Below are 18,661 nucleotides of genomic sequence, written 5' to 3'. Positions count from 1 at the left end.
GGCTTATGCGGGCATGAGCACGCACCCTTCCCTATCCCGCCCGACCCTCAACCTCGTTCGCCTGCCGCACGGCGAAGGCCTGGAGCTTCCAGCCTACGAGACCGCAGGCGCCGCCGGCATGGATTTGCGGGCCGCCGTTCCCGCAGACCGGCCGCTCATGCTCACCCCGGGCAAGCGCGCCCTGGTGCCGTCAGGTTTCATTTTCGAAGTCCCCGCTGGCTACGAAGCGCAGATCCGCCCGCGCTCGGGCCTTGCCTTCAAACACGGCATCACCTGCCTCAACACGCCCGGCACCATAGACAGCGACTATCGCGGCGAAGTGAAGGTGCTGCTCGTCAATCTCGGCGATGAAGATTTCCTCATCGAGCGCGGTATGCGCATTGCCCAGATGGTGATCGCGCCCGTGACCCAGGTTGCGGTCCGCGAGGCAGACGGGGCCAGCGAGACGGCACGCGGCGCCGGCGGCTTCGGCTCAACCGGCGTTTAAGCCGGACTTCCCATTAAACCAGCGGCGGCAGGCGCCGCTTGACCGGCGACGACTTGACGATCGAGGTGTTGGTCTGCGCCTTCTCGGCAATGCGGTCGAGGATCGTGTCGAGCTGCGCCATGTCGCGCACGAAGAGCTTGGCGATGAAGCAATCGTCGCCGGTGACCTTGTCGCATTCGACGATCTCGGGCGTGTCCTGGATCAGCCGCTCGACAATGTGCAGCATGCCCGGCATCGGCCGCACGCGGATGACCGCCTGCAGGGGATAGCCGACCTTCACCGGATTAAGCGCAATGGTAAAGCCATCGAGAATGCCGCGCTCTTCCAGCTTGCGCAGGCGATCCGCGGCACTCGGCGAGGATAGCCCGGACTCCTGCGCCAGCTCCTTCAGCGACACCCGTGCATTGGCGGCAAGAATGTCGAGGATTCGTCGGTCAATCTCGTCCAACATCACGGCACCATAAGTCACAACAGCAAACAGAACTTCGATAATTAGGCAATCTAGCACAATTGCCTTCTTACATCCATGGGAAAGGCGGCAGGCTCCAGCTATTCTCCGATCATCAACATGGAGCAGCATCATGAACACCGAACTCAAACGCGGCAGCATCGAGATGACGGCAGCAATGCTGATCTCCGGGACCATCGGCTGGTTCGTGCTGCTGTCCGGACAGCCGGTAACGAGCGTCGTGTTCTGGCGCTGCGTCTTCGGGGCGGTGACGCTCTTTGCCATCGCCTGGGCGCTTGGGCTGCTCGACCGTCGCCACTTCAGCCGGCGGATGCTGCTGCTTTCCGTCCTTGGAGGCATCGCGATCGTCGTCAACTGGCTGCTGCTCTTTGCCGCCTATTCCCATGCCTCGATCTCGATCGCGACCATGGTCTACAATACCCAGCCCTTCATGCTCCTGGGGCTCGGCGCGCTGTTTCTCGGCGAGAGGATCACCACCACCAAGATCTTCTGGCTCTCGGTCTCCTTTGCCGGCATGCTCGCGATCATCGCGGCCAAGCCCGGCCAAGGTTTCGCGCCGGAGAGCTATCTGATCGGCGTCGCCCTTTCGATCGGCGCCGCCTTCTTCTATGCGATCGCGGCGATTGCGACGAAGCTGCTCAAGGGCACGCCGCCGCATCTGATCGCACTGATCCAGGTGATCACCGGCACCCTGATGCTGGCGCCGATGGCGCTTGCGGCCCCTGCCCCGTCCGGAGGGGCGCAATGGTCGATCCTCGTCACCGTCGGCGTCATCCACACCGGGCTGATGTATGTGCTGCTCTACGGCGCGATCCAGCGACTGCCGACGCATATGACCGGAGCGCTTTCCTTCATCTATCCGATCGCTGCGATCGTCGTCGACCGCATTGCCTTCGGCCACCAGTTGCAGCCGATCCAGATCCTCGGCTCGATTGCGATCCTGATTGCCGCCGCGGGCATGAATCTCGGCTGGCAACTTCGCCTGCCCTCTTTTATCAAGCGTAAGCGCGAAGGGAGAACTGCATGATCACCTGCTACCTGAAATACGTCATCGACCCATATAAAGCGGCCGAGTTCGAGCACTATGCCAAGCTCTGGATACCGCTGGTCAACCGCCTCGGCGGCACGCATCACGGCTACTTCCTGCCGCATGAAGGGGCGAACAACATCGCGCTTGCGCTGTTCAGCTTTCCGAGCCTTGCCGCCTACGAGACCTACCGCAAGGAGATGGCTGCGGATCCGGAATGCCAGGAAGCCTTCGCCTATGCCGAAAAGACGCGCTGCATCGTCAGCTACGAGCGCAGCTTCATGCGGCCGGTTTTCGAGTAGGCCAGCTCCGGGCTTGAGAGAGGCATCGGCAAGCGCGCGTTAGCGCCGTGCCTCCGACGCCATGCTCAGCGCAAAGCCGAACAGCGCCGTCCCCATCGCCCAGCGCTGCACCACCATGAACAGTGGCCGACCGGCGAGGAAGGCGGCGATGCCGCTGGCCGCAAGCGCAATCATCGCGTTGACGGTGACGCTGGTCATGATCTGGATCGAGCCGAAGACCAGCGACTGGCCAAGCACGTTGCCAAGCTCAGGCCGGATGAATTGGGGCAGCAGCGAGAGGTAGAGCACCGCCACCTTGGGATTGAGCAGGCTCGTCAGAAACCCCATGGCGAACAGCTTCTTCGGCCCATCCTTCGGCAAATGCTTGATCTGAAAAGGCGAACGCCCACCGGGCCGCACAGCCTGCCAGGCGAGATAGAGCAGATAGCCGGCGCCGGCGATCCGAAGGGCGTCATAGGCGAAGGGCACCGCCAACAGGAGTGCGGTGATACCGAGCGCGGCCGAGACCATGTAGACGACGAAACCGAGCGCCACGCCACCGAGCGAGATCAAGCCGGCACCCGGCCCCTGACTGATCGATCGCGAGATCAGGTAGATCATGTTTGGCCCCGGCGTCAGCACCATGCCGAGAGCAAGCAGGGCAAAGCCGATCATGTCTTTCAACTCGGGCATGGAGAGGCGCCTTTCGCTCGTTTTCTGCAAGCTCTACCGATCCGGCGCCAGCGGACAATGCGAGACTTGTCACCGGATCAATTTTGTCGCCGCGTGCCATTGGTCGTCACTCTTTGATTTCCCTTTTCGCGCCGTTTGCGCTAGAAACCGGCATCACCATCGGAAGGAAGTCCCATGACGCTCGCGGCCCTTATCGCCTATAGCGGCGCGCTCTTCATCGCTGCAGCCATCCCAGGCCCCGGCGTGACGGCGCTCGTTGCGCGCGCTCTCGGCTCCGGCTTTCGCGAAACCTTCTTCATGGGTCTCGGCGTCATCCTCGGCGACATGATCTACCTGACGGCGGTCGTGCTCGGGCTGGCGCTGATCGCCCAGACCTTCACCACCCTCTTCCTGGTGGTAAAACTCGCCGGCGTCCTCTATCTCGGCTATATCGCCTGGAAGCTCTGGACCGCGGGGCTGCTGCCCGAGGATATCAAGGCGAAGCCCTCGACGAATGCGGCGATGTCCTTCCTCTCCGGCCTGCTCGTCACGCTCGGAAACCCGAAGACGATGCTGTTTTATGTGGCGCTGGTGCCGACGCTGATCGACATCGCGGCGATCGGCCCGCGCGACTACGGCCTGCTGCTGACCGCAACCTTCCTTGTGCTCCTGTCAGTGCTCGTTCCCTACATGTTGCTCGCCGCACGCGCACGCCTTCTGCTCAAGCAACCCAAGGCACTGAAGGCGCTGAACCGCGTTGCCGCCAGCGTGCTCGCCGGAACGGCCGCCTACATCGCCGTCCGCGCGAGCTGAAAAAACTTTTCCCGAACAACGACTTCGCCGGTGGTTTTTCCTTCGGCGGATCGTCGCTCTGTGTTTGCCGTTCTGGAATTGCGCGGCCATTGTTCCTATTCTTAAAGCGCGTCGCGATATTCAGATCTGCTCGCCGCGCTTCAAGTTTATGGTTTTTCGCATGTCGTTATCACAGAACCGCTGCACACTTTTGTGCGACATGCTTTAGGCCAAGAGTTCACGCCCAAGGGAGAAACCGATGTCCGACACACGCAAGCCCGGCCGCGGCCGCGTCTATTCCTCGATCACGGAAACGATCGGCGACACGCCCATCGTGCGACTGGACAAGCTTGCCAAGGAAAAGGGCGTCAAGGCGAACCTGCTCGCCAAGCTCGAATTCTTCAACCCGATCGCCTCGGTCAAGGACCGCATCGGCGTGGCGATGATCGAGAGCCTGGAAGCGCAAGGCAAGATTACACCCGGCCGCACGACGCTGATCGAGCCGACCTCGGGCAATACCGGCATCGCGCTCGCCTTCGTCGCCGCCGCCAAGGGCTACAAGCTGATCCTCACCATGCCGGAGACCATGTCAGTCGAGCGGCGCAAGATGCTGGCTCTGTTCGGCGCCGAACTGGTGCTGACTGAAGGCGCGAAGGGCATGAAGGGCGCGATCGCCAAGGCGCAGGAACTGGTCGAGACGTTGCCGGACGCGATTATTCCGCAACAGTTCGAAAACCCGGCCAATCCGGAAATTCACCGCAGGACGACGGCAGAGGAAATCTGGAACGACACCGACGGTGCTGTCGACATCTTCGTGTCCGGCATCGGCACAGGCGGCACGATTACCGGCGCCGGCCAGGTGCTGAAGGCGCGCAAGCCGTCGATCAAGGTCATCGCCGTCGAGCCGGAGGAATCTCCCGTGCTTTCCGGCGGCAATCCCGGGCCGCACAAGATCCAGGGCATCGGCGCGGGCTTCGCCCCTGCGATCCTCGACACCACGGTCTATGACGAGATCGTCACGGTCAACAGCACTGAAGCGATCGAGGCCGCCCGCCTCGTCGCAAGACTTGAAGGCGTGCCGGTCGGTATTTCTGCAGGCGCAGCACTGACCGCCGCGATCGAGGTCGGCCAGCGCGAGGAAAATGCCGGCAAGACCATCGTCGTCATCATCCCATCCTTTGCCGAGCGCTATCTCTCGACGGTGCTGTTCGAGGGTCTGGGTGGTTAGTCCACTGCTCTCCAACGTTCCGTAAGGGCGCCGAGGGCGCCCTTTTTTCGTTCTGCCTTGCGGCCGGCAGCCCCGCTTCAGCCAGCCTGCTCGGTGAAGCCAGCGAGTTTGGCGAGCGTCGAGCGAAGGCCGGCGTCGTGATCCTCCTTGGAAATCCCCTCCGGCACGTTCTCGCAGGTGACCCTGACGTGGGTGCCATCTGCCAGCGGCTCCAGCGCCCAGGTGATCCGCATCGTCCCGGCAACGGCCGGATCGTCGGATTGAAACTCGGTCTCCTGCACCACGCACCGATCCTGCTCCAACGCGACGAAGCGGCCAGAAACAATGTCGGTGTCCTCCGAGCTCTTGCCCTGCGTCCTGTCGTCCGGCGCGTCGTAGATCAGCTCCATGCGGAAGAGGCCGCCGACATGGGGCTCAAAAGTACGCACCTGCCCCTTCATGCCTTCGGGCGGCAACCAGACAGCAACGGCAACGGGATCGATGAGCGCGGCATAGATGACTGATGGTGGCGCCTTGATCAGACGTTCGGCGCGATCGATTCTTCTGCCGTCTGATGCATCCGTCATGCGGTTCACTCCCTGTCGGCTAATTCAAGGATGATTGTACCGGAGTTTGCGGCGGCGGTGAGATACAGCTCATCCGCATCGCGCGAGATCGACAAGCGCGGCGCTGACCCGGGAAAGACCCGTCCATCACAAGACTGATCAGCCCGTCCAAGCGTTTCGAGCAGCGGCTATGCCTGGGGGAGAACATAGTGTCGGAACCTCAAAACAAGAAAACATGGATCGATTGCCGCACTGGGGCGATCGCTATGCCGCCGCCTGCAGCCGCTCGCCGGCGATCCGATAGGAAATCGCTTCGGCAAGATGAATACGGCCGACCGTTGCGGCACCGTCGAGATCGGCGAGGGTGCGGGCGACCTTCAGCACACGATGGTAACCTCGGGCGGAGAATTTCATCTTTTCTGCCGCATCCCGCAGAAGCTGCAGCCCCGCCGCGTCGGGTGCTGCGATCTTCTCGATCAGCGAGGTCGACGCGCGGGCATTGCTGGTCAGGTCCGCGCGGCCGAGGACGGCAAAGCGGTCGATCTGCATGGCACGGGCGCGAGCGACACGACGCGCAACGACCTCACTGATTTCGGCCGCCGCCGGCTTCAGCAGATCGGCGGCGCTGACGGCCGGCACGTCGATGCGGATATCGATGCGGTCCATCAGCGGACCGGAGATACGCGCCTGATAGTCGGACATGCAGCGCGGCCCGCGGGCGCAGCTGCGGCCGGGCTCGCCGGCCATCCCGCAGCGGCAGGGATTCATGGCGGCAACGAGCTGGATCGCGGCGGGATAGCTCACCCGGTGATTGGCGCGGGCGATGATGCATTCGGCAGTCTCGAGCGGCTGGCGCAGCGCGTCGAGCACCTGCGGCGAGAATTCCGGAAACTCGTCGAGGAACAGCACGCCGTTATGGGCGAGCGAGGCCTCGCCGGGCTTGGCGCGCAAGCCACCACCGACCATGGCCGCCATGGTCGCGGAGTGGTGCGGCGTGCGGAACGGCCGCCGGTCCGACAGCTTGCCGCCCGGCAGTTGCCCGGCGATCGAATGGATCATCGAGACTTCGAGAAGCTCGGCCGGATTGAGCGGCGGCAGGATCGACGGCAGGCGGGCGGCGAGCATCGACTTGCCTGATCCGGGCGGGCCAACCATCAAGAGATTGTGGTTGCCGGCAGCGGCCACCTCAAGCGCGCGCTTGGCGCTCCCCTGGCCCTTGATATCGGCGAGGTCGGGCAGGTTAGATGCGCCCGAGCGGATTGCGGCCTCCGGCCGCGAAAGCACCTGCGTGCCGCGGAAATGGTTGGCGATGGCGATCAGGCTGCGCGGCGCCAGGATATCGATCTCGGCCCCGGCCCAGGCCGCCTCGGGTCCGCTTTCGGCCGGGCAGATCAGCCCTTTGCCGAGCGCATTGGCGCCGATTGCCGCAGGAAGCGCACCGGCAACTGCGGCAATGGTGCCATCGAGATTGAGTTCGCCGATCACAACGTATGGCGCCAGTGCATCGCCGGGGATGGCGCCGAGGGCTGCCATCAGCCCGAGTGCGATGGCGAGGTCGAAATGGCTGCCTTCCTTCGGCAGGTCGGCGGGCGCGAGATTGACGGTGACCCGCTTAGCCGGCAGGGCGAGACCGGAGGCATGCAACGCGGCCTGTACCCGCTCGCGGCTTTCGGCGACAGCCTTGTCCGGCAGGCCGACGATCTGCATGCCGACCTTGCCCGGCGCGACCATCACCTGCACGTCAACAGGCAGTCCCTCGATACCCTGAAATGCCACCGTGCTGACGCGCGCGACCATGCTTGCCCCCTCGCCCAGGCAGCCCGGCTATCGGGCGCCGCAACCGCCCAGGGTTGCAGACAGAAGCCTTGCACGGATCGCGCACAAAAACAAGAACAATAACAGAACATTTGAGAGGAGTGGACGCACCGGCAAGGGGCCGTTCCAGAAAACGGCCGCGGGCAAAGACCCGCGGCACGCTTGATCCACCGGAGGCAGATTACACGCTAGCGCCGATCAGGCGCGCTTGCGTTCGATCGCGTCCCAAAGCAGGCTGGAGACATCGGCGCCGCCGAACTTCTTGACTTCGCGGATGCCGGTCGGCGAGGTCACGTTGATCTCGGTCATGTAGTCGCCGATAACGTCGATGCCGACGAAGAGGAAGCCGCGCTCCTTGAGTGCCGGCGCAATGCGCGCGCAGATTTCCTTCTCGCGCGCCGTCAGTTCGGTCGGCTCCGGGCGGCCGCCGGCATGCATGTTGGAGCGGGCGTCATGGTCGGCCGGAACGCGGTTGATGGCGCCCACCGGCTCGCCATCGACGAGCAGGATGCGCTTGTCGCCCTTGCGCACCGCCGGCAGGTATTCCTGGGCAATGAAGGGCTCGCGGAACATCTGGCCGAACATTTCCAGAAGAGAAGAGAGGTTGCGATCGTCGCGCGTCGAATGGAAAACGCCGGCGCCGCCATTGCCGTAGAGCGGCTTCAGGATGATGTCGCCCATCTCCTGGCGGAAGCTGGCGATTTCGGCGGGGTCGCGGGTGATCAGCGTCTTCGGCATCAGGTCGGCAAACTCGGTGACGAAGATCTTTTCCGGCGAATTGCGCACCCAGGCCGGATCATTGACGACCAGCGTCTTCGGATGCAGGCGCTCGAGAAGATGCGTCGAGGTGATGTAGGCCATGTCGAAGGGCGGATCCTGGCGGAGCAGGATGACGTCCATCGTCGAAAGATCGACGCGCTCGGCTTCGCCAAGCGTGAAGTGATCGCCCTTGACGTCGCGCAGCGTCATCTGCTGCGCGCTCGCATAGACCTTGCCGTCTCGCAGCGACAGTTTCTCAGGCGTATAGTGGAAGAGACGATAGCCGCGCGACTGTGCCTCGAGGCTCATGGCGAAAGTGGAATCCCCCTCGATGTTGATGCCCGAGACATGGTCCATCTGGACCCCGACATTGACGATTTTCGCCATCTACCCATCCCTCATGGATCACGGACAGCCGTGATCGATTTCAAACTACCGGAACGGAAGAGGACGGAAAACCGCTGCCCTCTGCCGCACTGGCAAAGCCCTCGACATGTAGAATGCGGGCGCGCCTTAGGCAAGGAGAGGCGAGCCTATTCAAAGCCCTCAATGGCGCAGGTGATGAGATCGTGGTCCGAAAGCGGCCGGCCGGTTTCGTCGAGCGACGGGATGATGCGGGTCTCGCCAATTTTCAGACCGCGGGAAAGGAACCAGTCGAGCTTCATCGCCCGATCCGGCCAGCGGGTGATGAGGCTCGGACGCGTGGTCATGATGTCGAGCGAGCCGCCGTGGCGGGTAAAGCCGCGTGCGGCACTGACGGCAAAGAGGCCTTCGGCCTCGAAGTCGCCGCCGGCGTGGTTGCCGGTGTTCAGATCGCCGCCGATCAGCACCGGCAGGCCCGGGAAAGTCTCGTCGAGGGCATCGATCAATTCCTTGACCTGGCGCTCGCGATAGACGGCGGTCGTTGCGCTTTCGAGATGAGTGGAGACGGCGACGAAGGACCCCGCCTCGGTCTCGATGACGGCGCCGATCGCAAAGCGCTCGCCAAGGCGCGGCTGTTCGCTATCGGTGAACCAGAGGCGTTCGCCCCAGAGGCGCAGCAGGAACGGACGGCCGAGCGGCACCGATGCCATCAGCGCATTGCCGTGAAACCCTTTGGCGTTGAAATCATCCTCGCAGAACTCGCGCTCGGTGTCGGAGCCGAGGCCAAGCTCGATGAACTCGATGCCATAGGCATAGTGCATGCCGAGCGTTTCGGCGACTTCGGCGGTTGGGTGACGCTGGCCGGTGCGGGCCATACCGTTGTCCATTTCCGAAAGCAGGACGACCGGAGCATTCGTTGCGGCCAGATGCGCGGCACTTTCCGCCGGGAACAGGCAGCGTTCCAGGTTCCAGGCAGCAACGGTGAACGGAAAGGCGAGCGGCGTATCCGACGAAGGCGTGCCGCCGACCTCGATGCTGTTCATCTCCGGGCGTGCGCCCATGGCGGCGTCATGGGCCGCAATGGTGCGCACGATCGACGCAAATCCCTCGCGCAGTTCGAGCGAGGGAACGGCTAGCTGCTCTACGATTTCAAAGATCACGATGCGGTCTCCAGGCGAAGGGTCTGCGCCGAGGCTTCGCCCGCAAACGACGTGCCGCGCTCCAGCCGCTTGCCAGTCTCCGGCGAGAAGAAATGCAGGCGGTCGACGGCGATGGTTACAGCGAGATCGCCCGACAGCGGCGTTTCCGGCGACAGCGCGATGGTGAGGGCCTGGCCCTCGACGGTGCCATGCACGAGCCGCTGGGCGCCCAGCTCCTCGACATAGTCGACCTGGAACAGCATCGCGTCTTCGCCGACACCGGCAAGCCGGAGATCCTCGGCGCGCAGGCCAACGGTCACAGCGCCCTCCACCGGCGCGCGGCCGGCGAGGTCTATCCGGTAGAGGCCGATCTGCAGGCTGCCGCCTTCGATGTGTCCCTTGATCAGGTTCATCGCCGGCGAGCCGATAAAGCTCGCAACGAAGGTCGAGGCCGGACGGTGATAGACGTCCAGCGGCCGGCCGATCTGCTCGATGCGGCCGCCATTCAGGACTACCAGGCGGTCGGCAAGCGTCATCGCCTCGAGCTGGTCGTGGGTGACATAGAGCGAGGTCGTGCCGAGACGCTTCTGCAGGCGCTTGATCTCGCCGCGCATGGAGACGCGCAGCTTGGCATCGAGGTTGGAAAGCGGCTCGTCGAACAGGAAGGCCGCCGGCTTGCGCACGATGGCGCGGCCCATGGCGACACGCTGGCGCTGGCCGCCGGAGAGCGCGCGGGGTTTACGGGAAAGATAGGGCTCAATCTCCAGCATGCGTGCGGCATCGGCGACACGGGCGTCGATCTCGGCCTTCGGGGTCTTCCGGTTCTTCAGGCCGTAGGCGAGGTTGTCGTAAACAGTCATGTGCGGATAGAGCGCGTAGTTCTGGAAGACCATGGCGATATCGCGCTCGGCCGGATCGACGTCGTTGATCACGCGCGAGCCGATCGTGACCGTGCCCTTGGAGATCGTTTCAAGGCCAGCGACCATGCGCAGGAGCGTGGACTTGCCGCAGCCGGACGGGCCGACCAGCACGATGAATTCGCCGTCCTCGATGTCGATCGAGACGGATTTCACCGCCTCGACATTGCCGTGATAGATCTTCGAGACCTCGGCGATGGTAATGGCCGCCATGGCTGCCTCCGTAAATTTGGTGTCGTTTCAGAAGCGGGCGGGACCTTTTGTCCCGCCGCCGCTCCGCTTACTTGTCGCTTTCGGTCAGGCCCTTGATGAACCAGCGCTGGAAGATCACGACGATCATCACAGGCGGCAGCATGGCGAGGATCGCCAGCGCAAAGGCCTCGTTGTAGTCGGGGATGTTCGAGCCGACCCAGACGAGCAGGATCTGCTTGATGCCGCGCACCAGCGTGAAGAAGCCTTCGTCGGTGGTCATCAAAGTGGGCCAGAGATACTGGTTCCAGCCGTAGACGAACATGATGATGAAGATCGCCGCCATCATGGTGCGCGACAGGGGCACGAGCACGTCGACGAAGAACTTGAAGGGTCCGGCACCGTCGATGCGCGCCGCCTCCAGGAGCTCGTCCGGTACCGACTTGAAGAATTGCCGGAAGTAGAAGGTGCCGGTCGCCGACGCCAGGAGTGGTACGATCAAACCGGTATAGGTGTTCGTCAGCTTCAGCGTGTTCATCACTTCGTAGGACGGAAGGATGCGCACTTCGAGTGGCAGAAGCAGCGTGGTGAAGATCACCCAGAAGAAGAAGGTCGCGAGCGGAAAGCGGAAATAGACCAGTGCGTAGGCTGCCATCATCGACAGCACGATCTTGCCGACGGCAAAGCCCAGGCCGAGGATCATCGAGTTCAGCATCATGTTGAAGCCGGTGATCTTGCCGGTGAAGCCGCCCTCGCGTGTCAGGACCGTCTGGTAGGTCTCGACGAAATGGCCGCCCCAGGTGAGGCTGAGGCCGTTGCGATGGATATCGGCCGCCTCGTGCGTCGAGGTCATGAAGGCGACGACAACCGGCGCCACCATGATGAAGACGCCGAAGAGCAGAATGACGTGGTCGAAAATCTTGGTGCGATACATCGGCCCCACCTCAGTTGTAATGCACGCGCCGCTCGATGAAGCGGAACTGGAAGATGGTGAGCACGAAGACGATCAGCATCAGGATCACCGACTGGGCTGACGAGCCGCCGAGATCGTTGCCGCGGAAACCGTCCATGTAGACCTTGTAGACAAGGGTGATCGGATTGTTGGCGGCCTTGTCCTTCACCATCACGTCGATGACGCCGAAAGTGTCGAACAGCGCATAGGTGACGTTGATGATCAAAAGGAAGAAGGCGGTCGGCGCGAGCAGCGGCAGGATGACGGTCCAGAAGCGGCGGAAGCCGGAGCGGCAATCGATCGCCGCTGCCTCGCGCACCGAGACCGGAATGCCCTGAAGCCCTGAGAGGAAGAAGATGAAATTATAGGGGATCTGCTTCCACACCGAGACGACCACCATGGAAAACGCGGTGTCGAAGTAGTTCAGGCCAACCTTGATGTCCCAGCCGAACCAGCGGGCGAGCTCGACAATCGGGCCGATATGCTGATCGAAGAACATCATGCCGATGAGGCCGGCGACCGGCGGCGCGATGGCATAGACCCAGATGAGCAGCGTCTTGTAGGCCGCGTTGCCGCGGATGACGCCATCCGCCTTGACGGCCAGCAGCAGGCCGATCGACAGCGCGAAGAATGTCACCAGCGCCGTGAAGACGGCGGTAAAGCGGGCAATGCCGAGATATTCGCCCGACTTCAGCACGTCGGTATAGTTGGTCATGCCGACGAAGGTCGAGCCGAAGCCGAAGGGGTCCTCGAGATAGAAGGACGACTGGATCGCCTGGACCGACGGCCAGTAGAAGAAAATGAAGATGATCGCGAGCTGCGGCGCGAGGAAGAGGTAGGGCAGGAACGGCGAGGAGAACTGCACGCGCTTGGCAGCACTTTCCCCTTCGCCACTCGACTGGCCACCGAAAAACCGGAAGGCGCCGAAGCGACGCCTCCCGGTCCGGGTTCCGGTTCCTCCCCGCGCTGCGGGGAGGAGATCTGTCGCGGTCGACATGGAGATCAGCCGGCGGTCTTGGCGAAACGAGCGAGCAGCTCGTTGCCTTCCTTCTCAATCGTGTCGAAAGCGTCCTTGACGGTCGTTTCGCCCGAGAAGATGCGGCCGTATTCGCGTTCCATGATTTCTCGGATCTGCGGATAGAAGCCGAGGCGGTAGCCCTTCGACCAGTCGCCGGCCGGCAGCATGAGCTGCTTGATGCCGACTTCAGCGACCGGCTTCTCCTTGTAGTAGCCATCCTTCTGGGCGAGCTCGTAGGCTGCCTTGGTGATGGCAACGTAGCCGGTGGCCTTGTGGTAGAAGTACTGGATCTCGGGCGAGGTCAGGAACTGGAAGAAGTCGGCGACGCACTTGTTTTCTTCATCCGACTTGCCGGACATGGCAAAGAGGGCCGCACCACCAATGAAGGAGTTGGTACCCGCACCCTTGATCGAGCCCCAGTAGGGCAGGAAGGTTGCCGAGAACGGCATCTGGGCGGTCTTCTGCAGGCCGCCGAAGGAGCCCGACGAACCGATCCAGAAGGCGGCCTTGCCTTCTTCGAAGACCTTCTGGTTGTCGTTCCAGCCGGCGCCGTAGAAGGCGAAGTAGCCCTCATCCTTCCAGGCCTTCAGCTTGTCGAACATCATGACGAGGTTCGGGTCGGTGACCTTCAGCTGCGTGTCGACGACGGCGTCATAACCGTTGTTGTTGGTGGCGAACTGGATGTTGTTGCGCGAGAAGAAGTTCTCGGTGAACTGCCAGGTGAGCTGCGACTGGACGAGCGGGATGTAGCCGGCTTCCTTCAGCTTCGGGGCAACGGCCTCGAACTCTTCCCAGGTCTTCGGCGCTTCGACGCCGGCCTTCTTGAGCGCCTCGTCGTTGATGTACATGATCGGCGCCGACGAGTTGAACGGCATGCCGACGAACTTGCCTTCGCTGTCGGCGTAGAAGTAGCGCACGCCATCGATGAAAGCGTTGCGGTCGAAGTTGTGGCCGGCCTTGATGATCAGGTCCTCGGCCGGGATGACCGCGCCCTTGGCGTTGATGATGGTGGCGGCGCCGGCGTCGAAGACCTGCAGGATGTTCGGCTGTTCGCCCGAGCGGAAAGCGGCGATGCCGGATGCGAGCGCCTCTTCATAGGTGCCCTTCGAAACCGGGGTCAGCGCACAGGCGCTCTGGGCTTCGTTGAACTTCTTGGAAACTTCATTGATGACTTCGCCGTTGCGGCCGGCCATGCCGTGCCACCAGGTGATGTTGGTTGCGGCAAACGACGACGTTGCGGAAAAAGCAATAGTAAGGGCTGCGAGCGAAAACTTCTTGAACATGACTGTCCTCTCCACCGGATTACGGATGGCAGTGGACTAGTGACCTTCAATGACAGGCTGGTTACGCTTTTGTGTCGGAACGATTACAAATTCGAGAATATGTTCCAAGTCGAGGCGCGGACGGAACGCATCAACCATTTCCTCCTCGGCCGCGCCGCCTCAGAAGGCATCCGGCAGATGCCGCGGCCAAGCCCACGGCGTCACCGTGACGATATCGTAACGTACTGAAAGCCTGTTGAAATCCGGTTGTTTGGCGAGCCAGAGATCGCTCGCGGCACGTATGCGCTTTTGCGCGGTGGCCGTCACCGCGAAGACGCCTTCATCAGCAGAGCGGCGGGCCTTGACCTCGACGCAGGCGATGAGATCGCCGCGCCGGGCGATGATGTCGATCTCGCCGAGCTTGGTGCGGTGGCGCATGGCGACAATGCGATAGCCCTTCAGCAACAGGCAGAGCGCCGCGCGATACTCGGCGAGGTATCCCCGCCTGAGCGCCTTCAGCTTCCGCCGATCGCCCGCATCAGTCGTCATGGCGCTCCTTCAGTTGCAGCAGCCGGTCATAGAGTTCCTTGCGCGGCAAGCCGGTCTGGCGAGCGGCTTCGGTTGCCGCCTTTCCGGCCGGCATGGCGGCGACGAGGCTTTGTAGCAGCGCGTCGACATCGGCCGCTTCCGGTTCTGGTGCTGCATCCGGCGGGCCGATGACGAGCACGATCTCGCCCTTCACGGCCCCTGCCTCTTCATAATGGTCGGCAAGCTCGCCGAGCGTGCCGCGGCGGAACTCCTCGAAGGTCTTGGTAAGCTCACGGCAGACGGCAGCGCGCCTGCCCTCACCCAGCACCTCGGCCGCCGCCATCACCGTCGCGGCGATCCGATGCGGCGATTCAAAGAACATGATGGTCGCGGGAACGGTCGCAAACTCCCTGAGACGATCGCGTTTCGCCTTGTCCTTAGTCGGCAGGAAACCGGCAAAGAGGAAAGCGTCGTTCGGCAGGCCGGAACCGACGAGCGCTGCGAGCGGCGCCGAGGCGCCCGGGATTGGCACGACGCGGTGCCCGGCTTCGATCGCAAGCTGGCCCAGCCGGTAGCCGGGGTCGGAGACGAGCGGTGTGCCGGCGTCGGAGACAAGTGCTACCGATCGCCCTTCGGCAAGCGCTGCAAGCAGCCGGGGGCCGGCCTCGTCCGCATTGTGCTCGTGGTAGGCATAGGGCCGGTTCACGATGCCGTAGCGGTCGAGCAGCACGCGGGTGACCCGTGTGTCCTCGCAGGCAAGCACATCGGCACCGGCCAACGTCTCCAGCGCACGCAGAGTGATATCGCCGAGATTGCCGATCGGGGTTGCCACCAGATAGAGCGCCGCATCGAGCGGGCGGGCCGGAACGCTCACATTGTGCAGCCGATAGCTGCGCTCTCTCTGCCCGCCTGACGGTTCCGGTGTCTTCTGCTTTTCCAACTGTAACGTCCTGATCGTGCTTGCCGATGCCTAGATTTACGATTTCAGGTCGGTCCGACCTGAAATCGTAAATGCCGCTGCTTGAAGCGGGACGCGGGCGGAAAACCGTACGCACTTTTCCTCATCCCGCTCTCGTTCGGTCTTTATGAGTGAGCCCGTATGACAGAGCAAGGGCAAGGCAGCGGGGCTACGTGCCGCATCTGGGGACAGAAGCCTTCAAACCCCTTGCTTTCCGGGCGCTGTTTCTGCCATTTTGCCGGTCCACATCTTTCCGGTCCGTCGGCCGGGACACTCGCAGTTGACGCTCAGGCGGGCGCCTCGTCCGCCGGGCAATGGTTGAAAGCGGCATCCCATGCGCATTACTCTCGAGCGGTCCAACCTCCTGAAATCGCTGAACCACGTGCACCGCGTGGTGGAGCGGCGAAACACGATCCCGATCCTCTCGAACGTGCTCCTGCGTTCCGACGGCGCGAGCCTCGAGATGAAGGCGACCGACCTCGACCTCGAAATCACCGAGGCGACCCCGGCGCAGGTGGAGCAGGCGGGCGCGACCACCGTGCCGGCGCATCTGCTCTATGACATCGTGCGCAAGTTGCCCGACGGTTCGGAAGTGCTGCTCGCCACCAATGCCGAGGGCACGGCAATGACGGTTGCCTCCGGCCGCTCGAAGTTCTCGCTGCAGTGCCTGCCACAATCGGACTTCCCGGACCTGACGGCCGGCAGCTTCTCGCACTCCTTCCGCCTCAAGGCGACTGACCTCAAGATGCTGATCGATCGCACCCAGTTTGCGATCTCGACCGAGGAAACCCGCTACTATCTCAACGGCATTTTCGTCCACACCGTCGAGAGCAAGGGTGAACTGAAGCTGCGCGCCGTCGCCACCGACGGCCACCGCCTTGCCCGCGCCGACGTCGAAGCGCCGTCCGGCTCCGAAGGCATGCCGGGCATCATCATCCCGCGCAAGACCGTCAGCGAGCTGCAGAAGCTGCTCGACAATCCGGAACTCGTCGTCACCGTCGAGGTCTCGGACGCCAAGATCCGCCTGACCATCGGCTCGATCGTCATGACCTCGAAGCTGATCGACGGCACCTTCCCCGACTACCAGCGCGTGATCCCGGCCAACAACGACAAGGAATTGCGCGTCGATTGCCAGTCCTTCGCCCAGGCCGTCGACCGTGTATCGACGATCTCGTCGGAGCGTGGTCGCGCCGTCAAGCTGGCGCTGAACGAAGGCCAGATGACGCTGACGGTCAACAATCCGGATTCCGGCAGTGCAACCGAAGAGCTGCCCGTCGGCTACGAACACGATCCGCTCGAGATCGGCTTCAACGCCAAGTACCTGCTCGACATCACCTCGCAGCTGACCGGCACCGATGCGATCTTCATGCTGGCCGATCCGGGCTCGCCGACGCTCGTTCGCGACCTTGCCGCCGAAGACGCACTCTACGTGCTCATGCCGATGCGCGTGTAACCGGGCCTGACGCTGCGCGAAATGCCAACCCGTCACGCCCGCGCGTGGCGGGTTTTTTGTTGGTCGATCCATCCGGCGGCTGTTGATAAGGCGACGCTTTCAGGCGCAGACAGACTTGTTTTTGCCGCAGATGGGGACACATTATGATGGGCGCCACCCGGATCGGCTCGAATCAACGAGCGAAATCACAACGGGCGGCCCGCATGAGGAGAGGACGACGGTTTTGAGGGGTTCAATGAATTTGCGCGTGAAGGTGAAGGAACGGCTCGGACGGAAGTTCGATGAGGAAATTCGCTTTTTCAAGGGATGGATGAGCAATGCCAAGGCTGTCGGCGCGATCCTGCCGACCTCTTCCATAACCGCGCGCCGGATGGCGAGCGTCATCAATCCCGCTTCGGGCCTGCCGGTTCTTGAGCTGGGCCCGGGCACGGGTGTCATCACCAAGGCAATTCTGGAACGCGGCCTGCCCGCTTCAAGCCTGGTCTCGGTCGAATATTCCACCGACTTCTATAACCAGCTCCGGGCCAATTTCGCCGGTGTGAACTTCGTCAATGGCGACGCCTTTGATCTGGAACACACCCTTGGCGAACTGAAGGGCCAGACCTTCGACAGCGTCGTCTCGGCGGTGCCGCTCCTGAACTTCCCGATGCATCGGCGCGTCGAACTGATCGACGACCTGCTCTCGCGCATTCCGGCCGGCCGGCCGGTGGTGCAGATTTCCTACGGGCCGCTGTCGCCGGTCGTTGCCATGCCGGACCGCTACAGCATCCAGCATCTCGACTTCGTCGTGCGCAATATTCCGCCGGCGCAGCTCTGGGTCTATCGTCGGGCACACTGACGCGATGTTCGGCGTCTACGTCACCCATCCGCAGGTCCAGATCGATCCGGATGTGCCCGTCCCCAAATGGGGACTATCCGCTGTTGGCCGCGAACGCGCGGTCATCACCGCGGCGTTGCCCTGGGTGCGCTCGCTCGGACGGATCGTTTCGAGCGACGAGACCAAAGCCACCGAGACGGCGCAGCTGCTGGCCGAGGCGGCCGGCGTGACCGTCGAGGTCCACCATGACATGGGCGAAAACGATCGCTCCGCCACCGGTTTCCTGCCGCCGCCGGAATTCGAGAAGGCGGCCGACTGGTTCTTCGCCCATCCGACGGAGAGCTTTAGGGGCTGGGAGCGCGCGATCGACGCCCAAACCCGCATCTCGGAAGCAGTTTTCCGCGTGATCGAGGGCCATGATCCAAAGGTCCCGATCGCTTTCGTCGGCCATGGCGGCGTCGGCACGCTGCTGAAATGCCGCCTGCTCGGCGCGCCGATTTCTCGCGCGGCCGACCAGAAGGGCGGTGGCGGCGGCAACGTCTTCGCTTTCCGCCTTGCGGATCGAACCGTTGCATGCGACTGGACCCCGATGGAACACTGGCAGGGGATCTAGATGATGACCGAAACCGCGCGCGACAGACTGATCGTGGGCCTCGACCTTCCGACGATCGCCGATGCCGAGAAGATCGTGTCGACGCTCGGGAACGACGTCTCCTTCTACAAGATCGGCTATCAGCTGGTCTTTGCCGGCGGGCTTGAGTTCGCGCGCGACCTTGCCAAGAGCGGCAAGAAGGTCTTCCTCGACATGAAGCTGCTCGACATCGACAACACGGTTGCCAAGGGCGTCGAGAACATCGTCAAGATGGGCATGTCGATGCTGACCCTGCACGCCTATCCGAAGGCCATGAAGGCGGCCGTCGAGGCTGCGAAAGGCTCCGATCTCTGCCTGCTCGGCGTCACGGTGCTCACCTCCATGGACGAGCAGGACGT

21 protein-coding genes are annotated in these 18,661 nt (G+C 63.0%); 9 read left to right on the top strand and 12 right to left on the bottom strand.

Going from position 1 to position 18,661, the window contains the following annotated elements; all coding sequences use genetic code 11:
• The first annotated feature begins 13 nt into the window (after positions 1-13).
• On the top strand, positions 14-487 hold the full coding sequence (dut, locus tag I8N66_RS04715) for a dUTP diphosphatase (protein WP_113536778.1): 474 nt from the start codon (positions 14-16) through the stop codon (positions 485-487).
• 13 nt (positions 488-500) lie between these two features.
• Here the strand turns inward: dut and I8N66_RS04710 are convergent, their stop codons facing one another.
• On the bottom strand, positions 501-938 hold the full coding sequence (locus tag I8N66_RS04710) for an Lrp/AsnC family transcriptional regulator (protein ID WP_113536691.1): 438 nt from the start codon (positions 936-938) through the stop codon (positions 501-503).
• Positions 939-1,068: 130 nt separating this feature from the next.
• Between I8N66_RS04710 and I8N66_RS04705 the strand changes: the two genes are divergently transcribed.
• Both I8N66_RS04705 and I8N66_RS04700 read left to right on the top strand, forming a co-directional pair.
• A complete protein-coding gene (locus I8N66_RS04705) occupies positions 1,069-1,983 on the top strand; it encodes a DMT family transporter (protein ID WP_291150238.1) in 915 nt (304 codons plus the stop codon).
• On the top strand, positions 1,980-2,285 hold the full coding sequence (locus I8N66_RS04700) for an NIPSNAP family protein (RefSeq protein ID WP_113536693.1): 306 nt from the start codon (positions 1,980-1,982) through the stop codon (positions 2,283-2,285). Before I8N66_RS04705 ends, I8N66_RS04700 begins: the two co-directional genes overlap by 4 nt.
• A gap of 39 nt (positions 2,286-2,324) precedes the next feature.
• Here I8N66_RS04700 and I8N66_RS04695 read toward each other — a convergent pair whose 3' ends face one another.
• The gene (locus I8N66_RS04695) at positions 2,325-2,957 is read right to left on the bottom strand and encodes a LysE family translocator (RefSeq protein ID WP_113536694.1); all 633 of its coding nucleotides are present in this window, start codon (positions 2,955-2,957) and stop codon (positions 2,325-2,327) included.
• Positions 2,958-3,131: 174 nt separating this feature from the next.
• Between I8N66_RS04695 and I8N66_RS04690 the strand changes: the two genes are divergently transcribed.
• On the top strand, positions 3,132-3,749 hold the full coding sequence (locus I8N66_RS04690; protein WP_291150235.1) for a LysE family translocator: 618 nt from the start codon (positions 3,132-3,134) through the stop codon (positions 3,747-3,749).
• Positions 3,750-3,987: 238 nt separating this feature from the next.
• The gene (cysK, locus tag I8N66_RS04685; protein WP_291150234.1) at positions 3,988-4,956 is read left to right on the top strand and encodes a cysteine synthase A; all 969 of its coding nucleotides are present in this window, start codon (positions 3,988-3,990) and stop codon (positions 4,954-4,956) included.
• 77 nt (positions 4,957-5,033) lie between these two features.
• Here the strand turns inward: cysK and I8N66_RS04680 are convergent, their stop codons facing one another.
• From I8N66_RS04680 to rsmI, 10 genes are all read right to left on the bottom strand, one after another.
• Positions 5,034-5,522 carry an SRPBCC domain-containing protein gene (locus I8N66_RS04680; protein WP_291150232.1) on the bottom strand — a complete coding sequence of 163 codons (489 nt, stop codon included), beginning with the start codon at positions 5,520-5,522 and terminating at the stop codon, positions 5,034-5,036.
• A gap of 243 nt (positions 5,523-5,765) precedes the next feature.
• Positions 5,766-7,298 carry a YifB family Mg chelatase-like AAA ATPase gene (locus I8N66_RS04675; RefSeq protein ID WP_291150230.1) on the bottom strand — a complete coding sequence of 511 codons (1,533 nt, stop codon included), beginning with the start codon at positions 7,296-7,298 and terminating at the stop codon, positions 5,766-5,768.
• Between the two features lie 216 nt (positions 7,299-7,514).
• Positions 7,515-8,462 (bottom strand): glutathione synthase, encoded by a 948-nt coding sequence (gshB, locus tag I8N66_RS04670; protein ID WP_291150229.1) that lies wholly within the window; start codon positions 8,460-8,462, stop codon positions 7,515-7,517.
• A 146-nt stretch (positions 8,463-8,608) separates the two neighbouring features.
• A complete protein-coding gene (locus I8N66_RS04665; protein ID WP_291150227.1) occupies positions 8,609-9,598 on the bottom strand; it encodes an endonuclease/exonuclease/phosphatase family protein in 990 nt (329 codons plus the stop codon).
• Entirely contained in the window at positions 9,595-10,707 is a 1,113-nt protein-coding gene (locus I8N66_RS04660) for a sn-glycerol-3-phosphate import ATP-binding protein UgpC (protein WP_113536700.1), read from the bottom strand. Before I8N66_RS04660 ends, I8N66_RS04665 begins: the two co-directional genes overlap by 4 nt.
• 67 nt (positions 10,708-10,774) lie before the next feature.
• Positions 10,775-11,617, bottom strand: a complete 843-nt coding sequence (ugpE, locus tag I8N66_RS04655; protein WP_291150225.1) for a sn-glycerol-3-phosphate ABC transporter permease UgpE — start codon at positions 11,615-11,617, stop codon at positions 10,775-10,777.
• 10 nt (positions 11,618-11,627) lie between these two features.
• Positions 11,628-12,632 carry an ABC transporter permease subunit gene (locus I8N66_RS04650; RefSeq protein WP_291150224.1) on the bottom strand — a complete coding sequence of 335 codons (1,005 nt, stop codon included), beginning with the start codon at positions 12,630-12,632 and terminating at the stop codon, positions 11,628-11,630.
• Between the two features lie 5 nt (positions 12,633-12,637).
• Positions 12,638-13,936: an extracellular solute-binding protein gene (locus tag I8N66_RS04645; protein WP_291150221.1), complete on the bottom strand. Its 1,299-nt coding sequence runs from the start codon at positions 13,934-13,936 to the stop codon at positions 12,638-12,640.
• 159 nt (positions 13,937-14,095) lie between these two features.
• The gene (locus I8N66_RS04640) at positions 14,096-14,464 is read right to left on the bottom strand and encodes a YraN family protein (protein ID WP_113536703.1); all 369 of its coding nucleotides are present in this window, start codon (positions 14,462-14,464) and stop codon (positions 14,096-14,098) included.
• Positions 14,454-15,383, bottom strand: coding sequence for a 16S rRNA (cytidine(1402)-2'-O)-methyltransferase (gene rsmI, locus I8N66_RS04635; protein WP_291150217.1), 930 nt, complete (start codon positions 15,381-15,383; stop codon positions 14,454-14,456). The genes I8N66_RS04640 and rsmI overlap by 11 nt, the downstream gene beginning before the upstream one ends.
• A 352-nt stretch (positions 15,384-15,735) precedes the next feature.
• Between rsmI and dnaN the strand changes: the two genes are divergently transcribed.
• The 4 genes from dnaN to pyrF all read left to right on the top strand — a co-directional run.
• Complete coding sequence (dnaN, locus tag I8N66_RS04630) at positions 15,736-16,854, top strand: DNA polymerase III subunit beta (protein WP_291150214.1); 1,119 nt, start codon at positions 15,736-15,738, stop codon at positions 16,852-16,854.
• 235 nt (positions 16,855-17,089) lie between these two features.
• A complete protein-coding gene (pmtA, locus tag I8N66_RS04625) occupies positions 17,090-17,692 on the top strand; it encodes a phospholipid N-methyltransferase PmtA (protein ID WP_082615696.1) in 603 nt (200 codons plus the stop codon).
• A gap of 4 nt (positions 17,693-17,696) precedes the next feature.
• Positions 17,697-18,284, top strand: coding sequence for a histidine phosphatase family protein (locus tag I8N66_RS04620; RefSeq protein WP_291150207.1), 588 nt, complete (start codon positions 17,697-17,699; stop codon positions 18,282-18,284).
• A gap of 3 nt (positions 18,285-18,287) precedes the next feature.
• The coding region (gene pyrF / locus I8N66_RS04615) for an orotidine-5'-phosphate decarboxylase (protein ID WP_291150205.1) at positions 18,288-18,661 on the top strand (374 nt) is incomplete at its 3' end.

The sequence above is a fragment of the Ensifer sp. SSB1 genome (genome assembly GCF_016652895.1).
Lineage (GTDB): Bacteria > Pseudomonadota > Alphaproteobacteria > Rhizobiales > Rhizobiaceae > Ensifer.
This window is presented reverse-complemented; position numbering and strand designations above follow the sequence as displayed.

Excerpts from the sequence above, each read along its gene's own strand:
- I8N66_RS04700 (WP_113536693.1), top strand. The coding sequence starts at position 1,980 with ATGATCACCTGCTACCTGAAATACGTCATCGACCCATATAAAGCGGCC.
- I8N66_RS04620 (WP_291150207.1), top strand. The coding sequence starts at position 17,697 with ATGTTCGGCGTCTACGTCACCCATCCGCAGGTCCAGATCGATCCGGAT.
- gshB (WP_291150229.1), bottom strand. The coding sequence starts at position 8,462 with ATGGCGAAAATCGTCAATGTCGGGGTCCAGATGGACCATGTCTCGGGC.
- I8N66_RS04650 (WP_291150224.1), bottom strand. The coding sequence starts at position 12,632 with ATGTCGACCGCGACAGATCTCCTCCCCGCAGCGCGGGGAGGAACCGGA.
- I8N66_RS04690 (WP_291150235.1), top strand. The coding sequence starts at position 3,132 with ATGACGCTCGCGGCCCTTATCGCCTATAGCGGCGCGCTCTTCATCGCT.
- I8N66_RS04710 (WP_113536691.1), bottom strand. The coding sequence starts at position 938 with ATGTTGGACGAGATTGACCGACGAATCCTCGACATTCTTGCCGCCAAT.
- I8N66_RS04695 (WP_113536694.1), bottom strand. The coding sequence starts at position 2,957 with ATGCCCGAGTTGAAAGACATGATCGGCTTTGCCCTGCTTGCTCTCGGC.
- dnaN (WP_291150214.1), top strand. The coding sequence starts at position 15,736 with ATGCGCATTACTCTCGAGCGGTCCAACCTCCTGAAATCGCTGAACCAC.
- pmtA (WP_082615696.1), top strand. The coding sequence starts at position 17,090 with ATGAATTTGCGCGTGAAGGTGAAGGAACGGCTCGGACGGAAGTTCGAT.
- I8N66_RS04640 (WP_113536703.1), bottom strand. The coding sequence starts at position 14,464 with ATGACGACTGATGCGGGCGATCGGCGGAAGCTGAAGGCGCTCAGGCGG.
- I8N66_RS04705 (WP_291150238.1), top strand. The coding sequence starts at position 1,069 with ATGAACACCGAACTCAAACGCGGCAGCATCGAGATGACGGCAGCAATG.
- dut (WP_113536778.1), top strand. The coding sequence starts at position 14 with ATGAGCACGCACCCTTCCCTATCCCGCCCGACCCTCAACCTCGTTCGC.
- I8N66_RS04660 (WP_113536700.1), bottom strand. The coding sequence starts at position 10,707 with ATGGCGGCCATTACCATCGCCGAGGTCTCGAAGATCTATCACGGCAAT.
- I8N66_RS04645 (WP_291150221.1), bottom strand. The coding sequence starts at position 13,936 with ATGTTCAAGAAGTTTTCGCTCGCAGCCCTTACTATTGCTTTTTCCGCA.
- I8N66_RS04680 (WP_291150232.1), bottom strand. The coding sequence starts at position 5,522 with ATGACGGATGCATCAGACGGCAGAAGAATCGATCGCGCCGAACGTCTG.
- ugpE (WP_291150225.1), bottom strand. The coding sequence starts at position 11,617 with ATGTATCGCACCAAGATTTTCGACCACGTCATTCTGCTCTTCGGCGTC.
- I8N66_RS04675 (WP_291150230.1), bottom strand. The coding sequence starts at position 7,298 with ATGGTCGCGCGCGTCAGCACGGTGGCATTTCAGGGTATCGAGGGACTG.
- cysK (WP_291150234.1), top strand. The coding sequence starts at position 3,988 with ATGTCCGACACACGCAAGCCCGGCCGCGGCCGCGTCTATTCCTCGATC.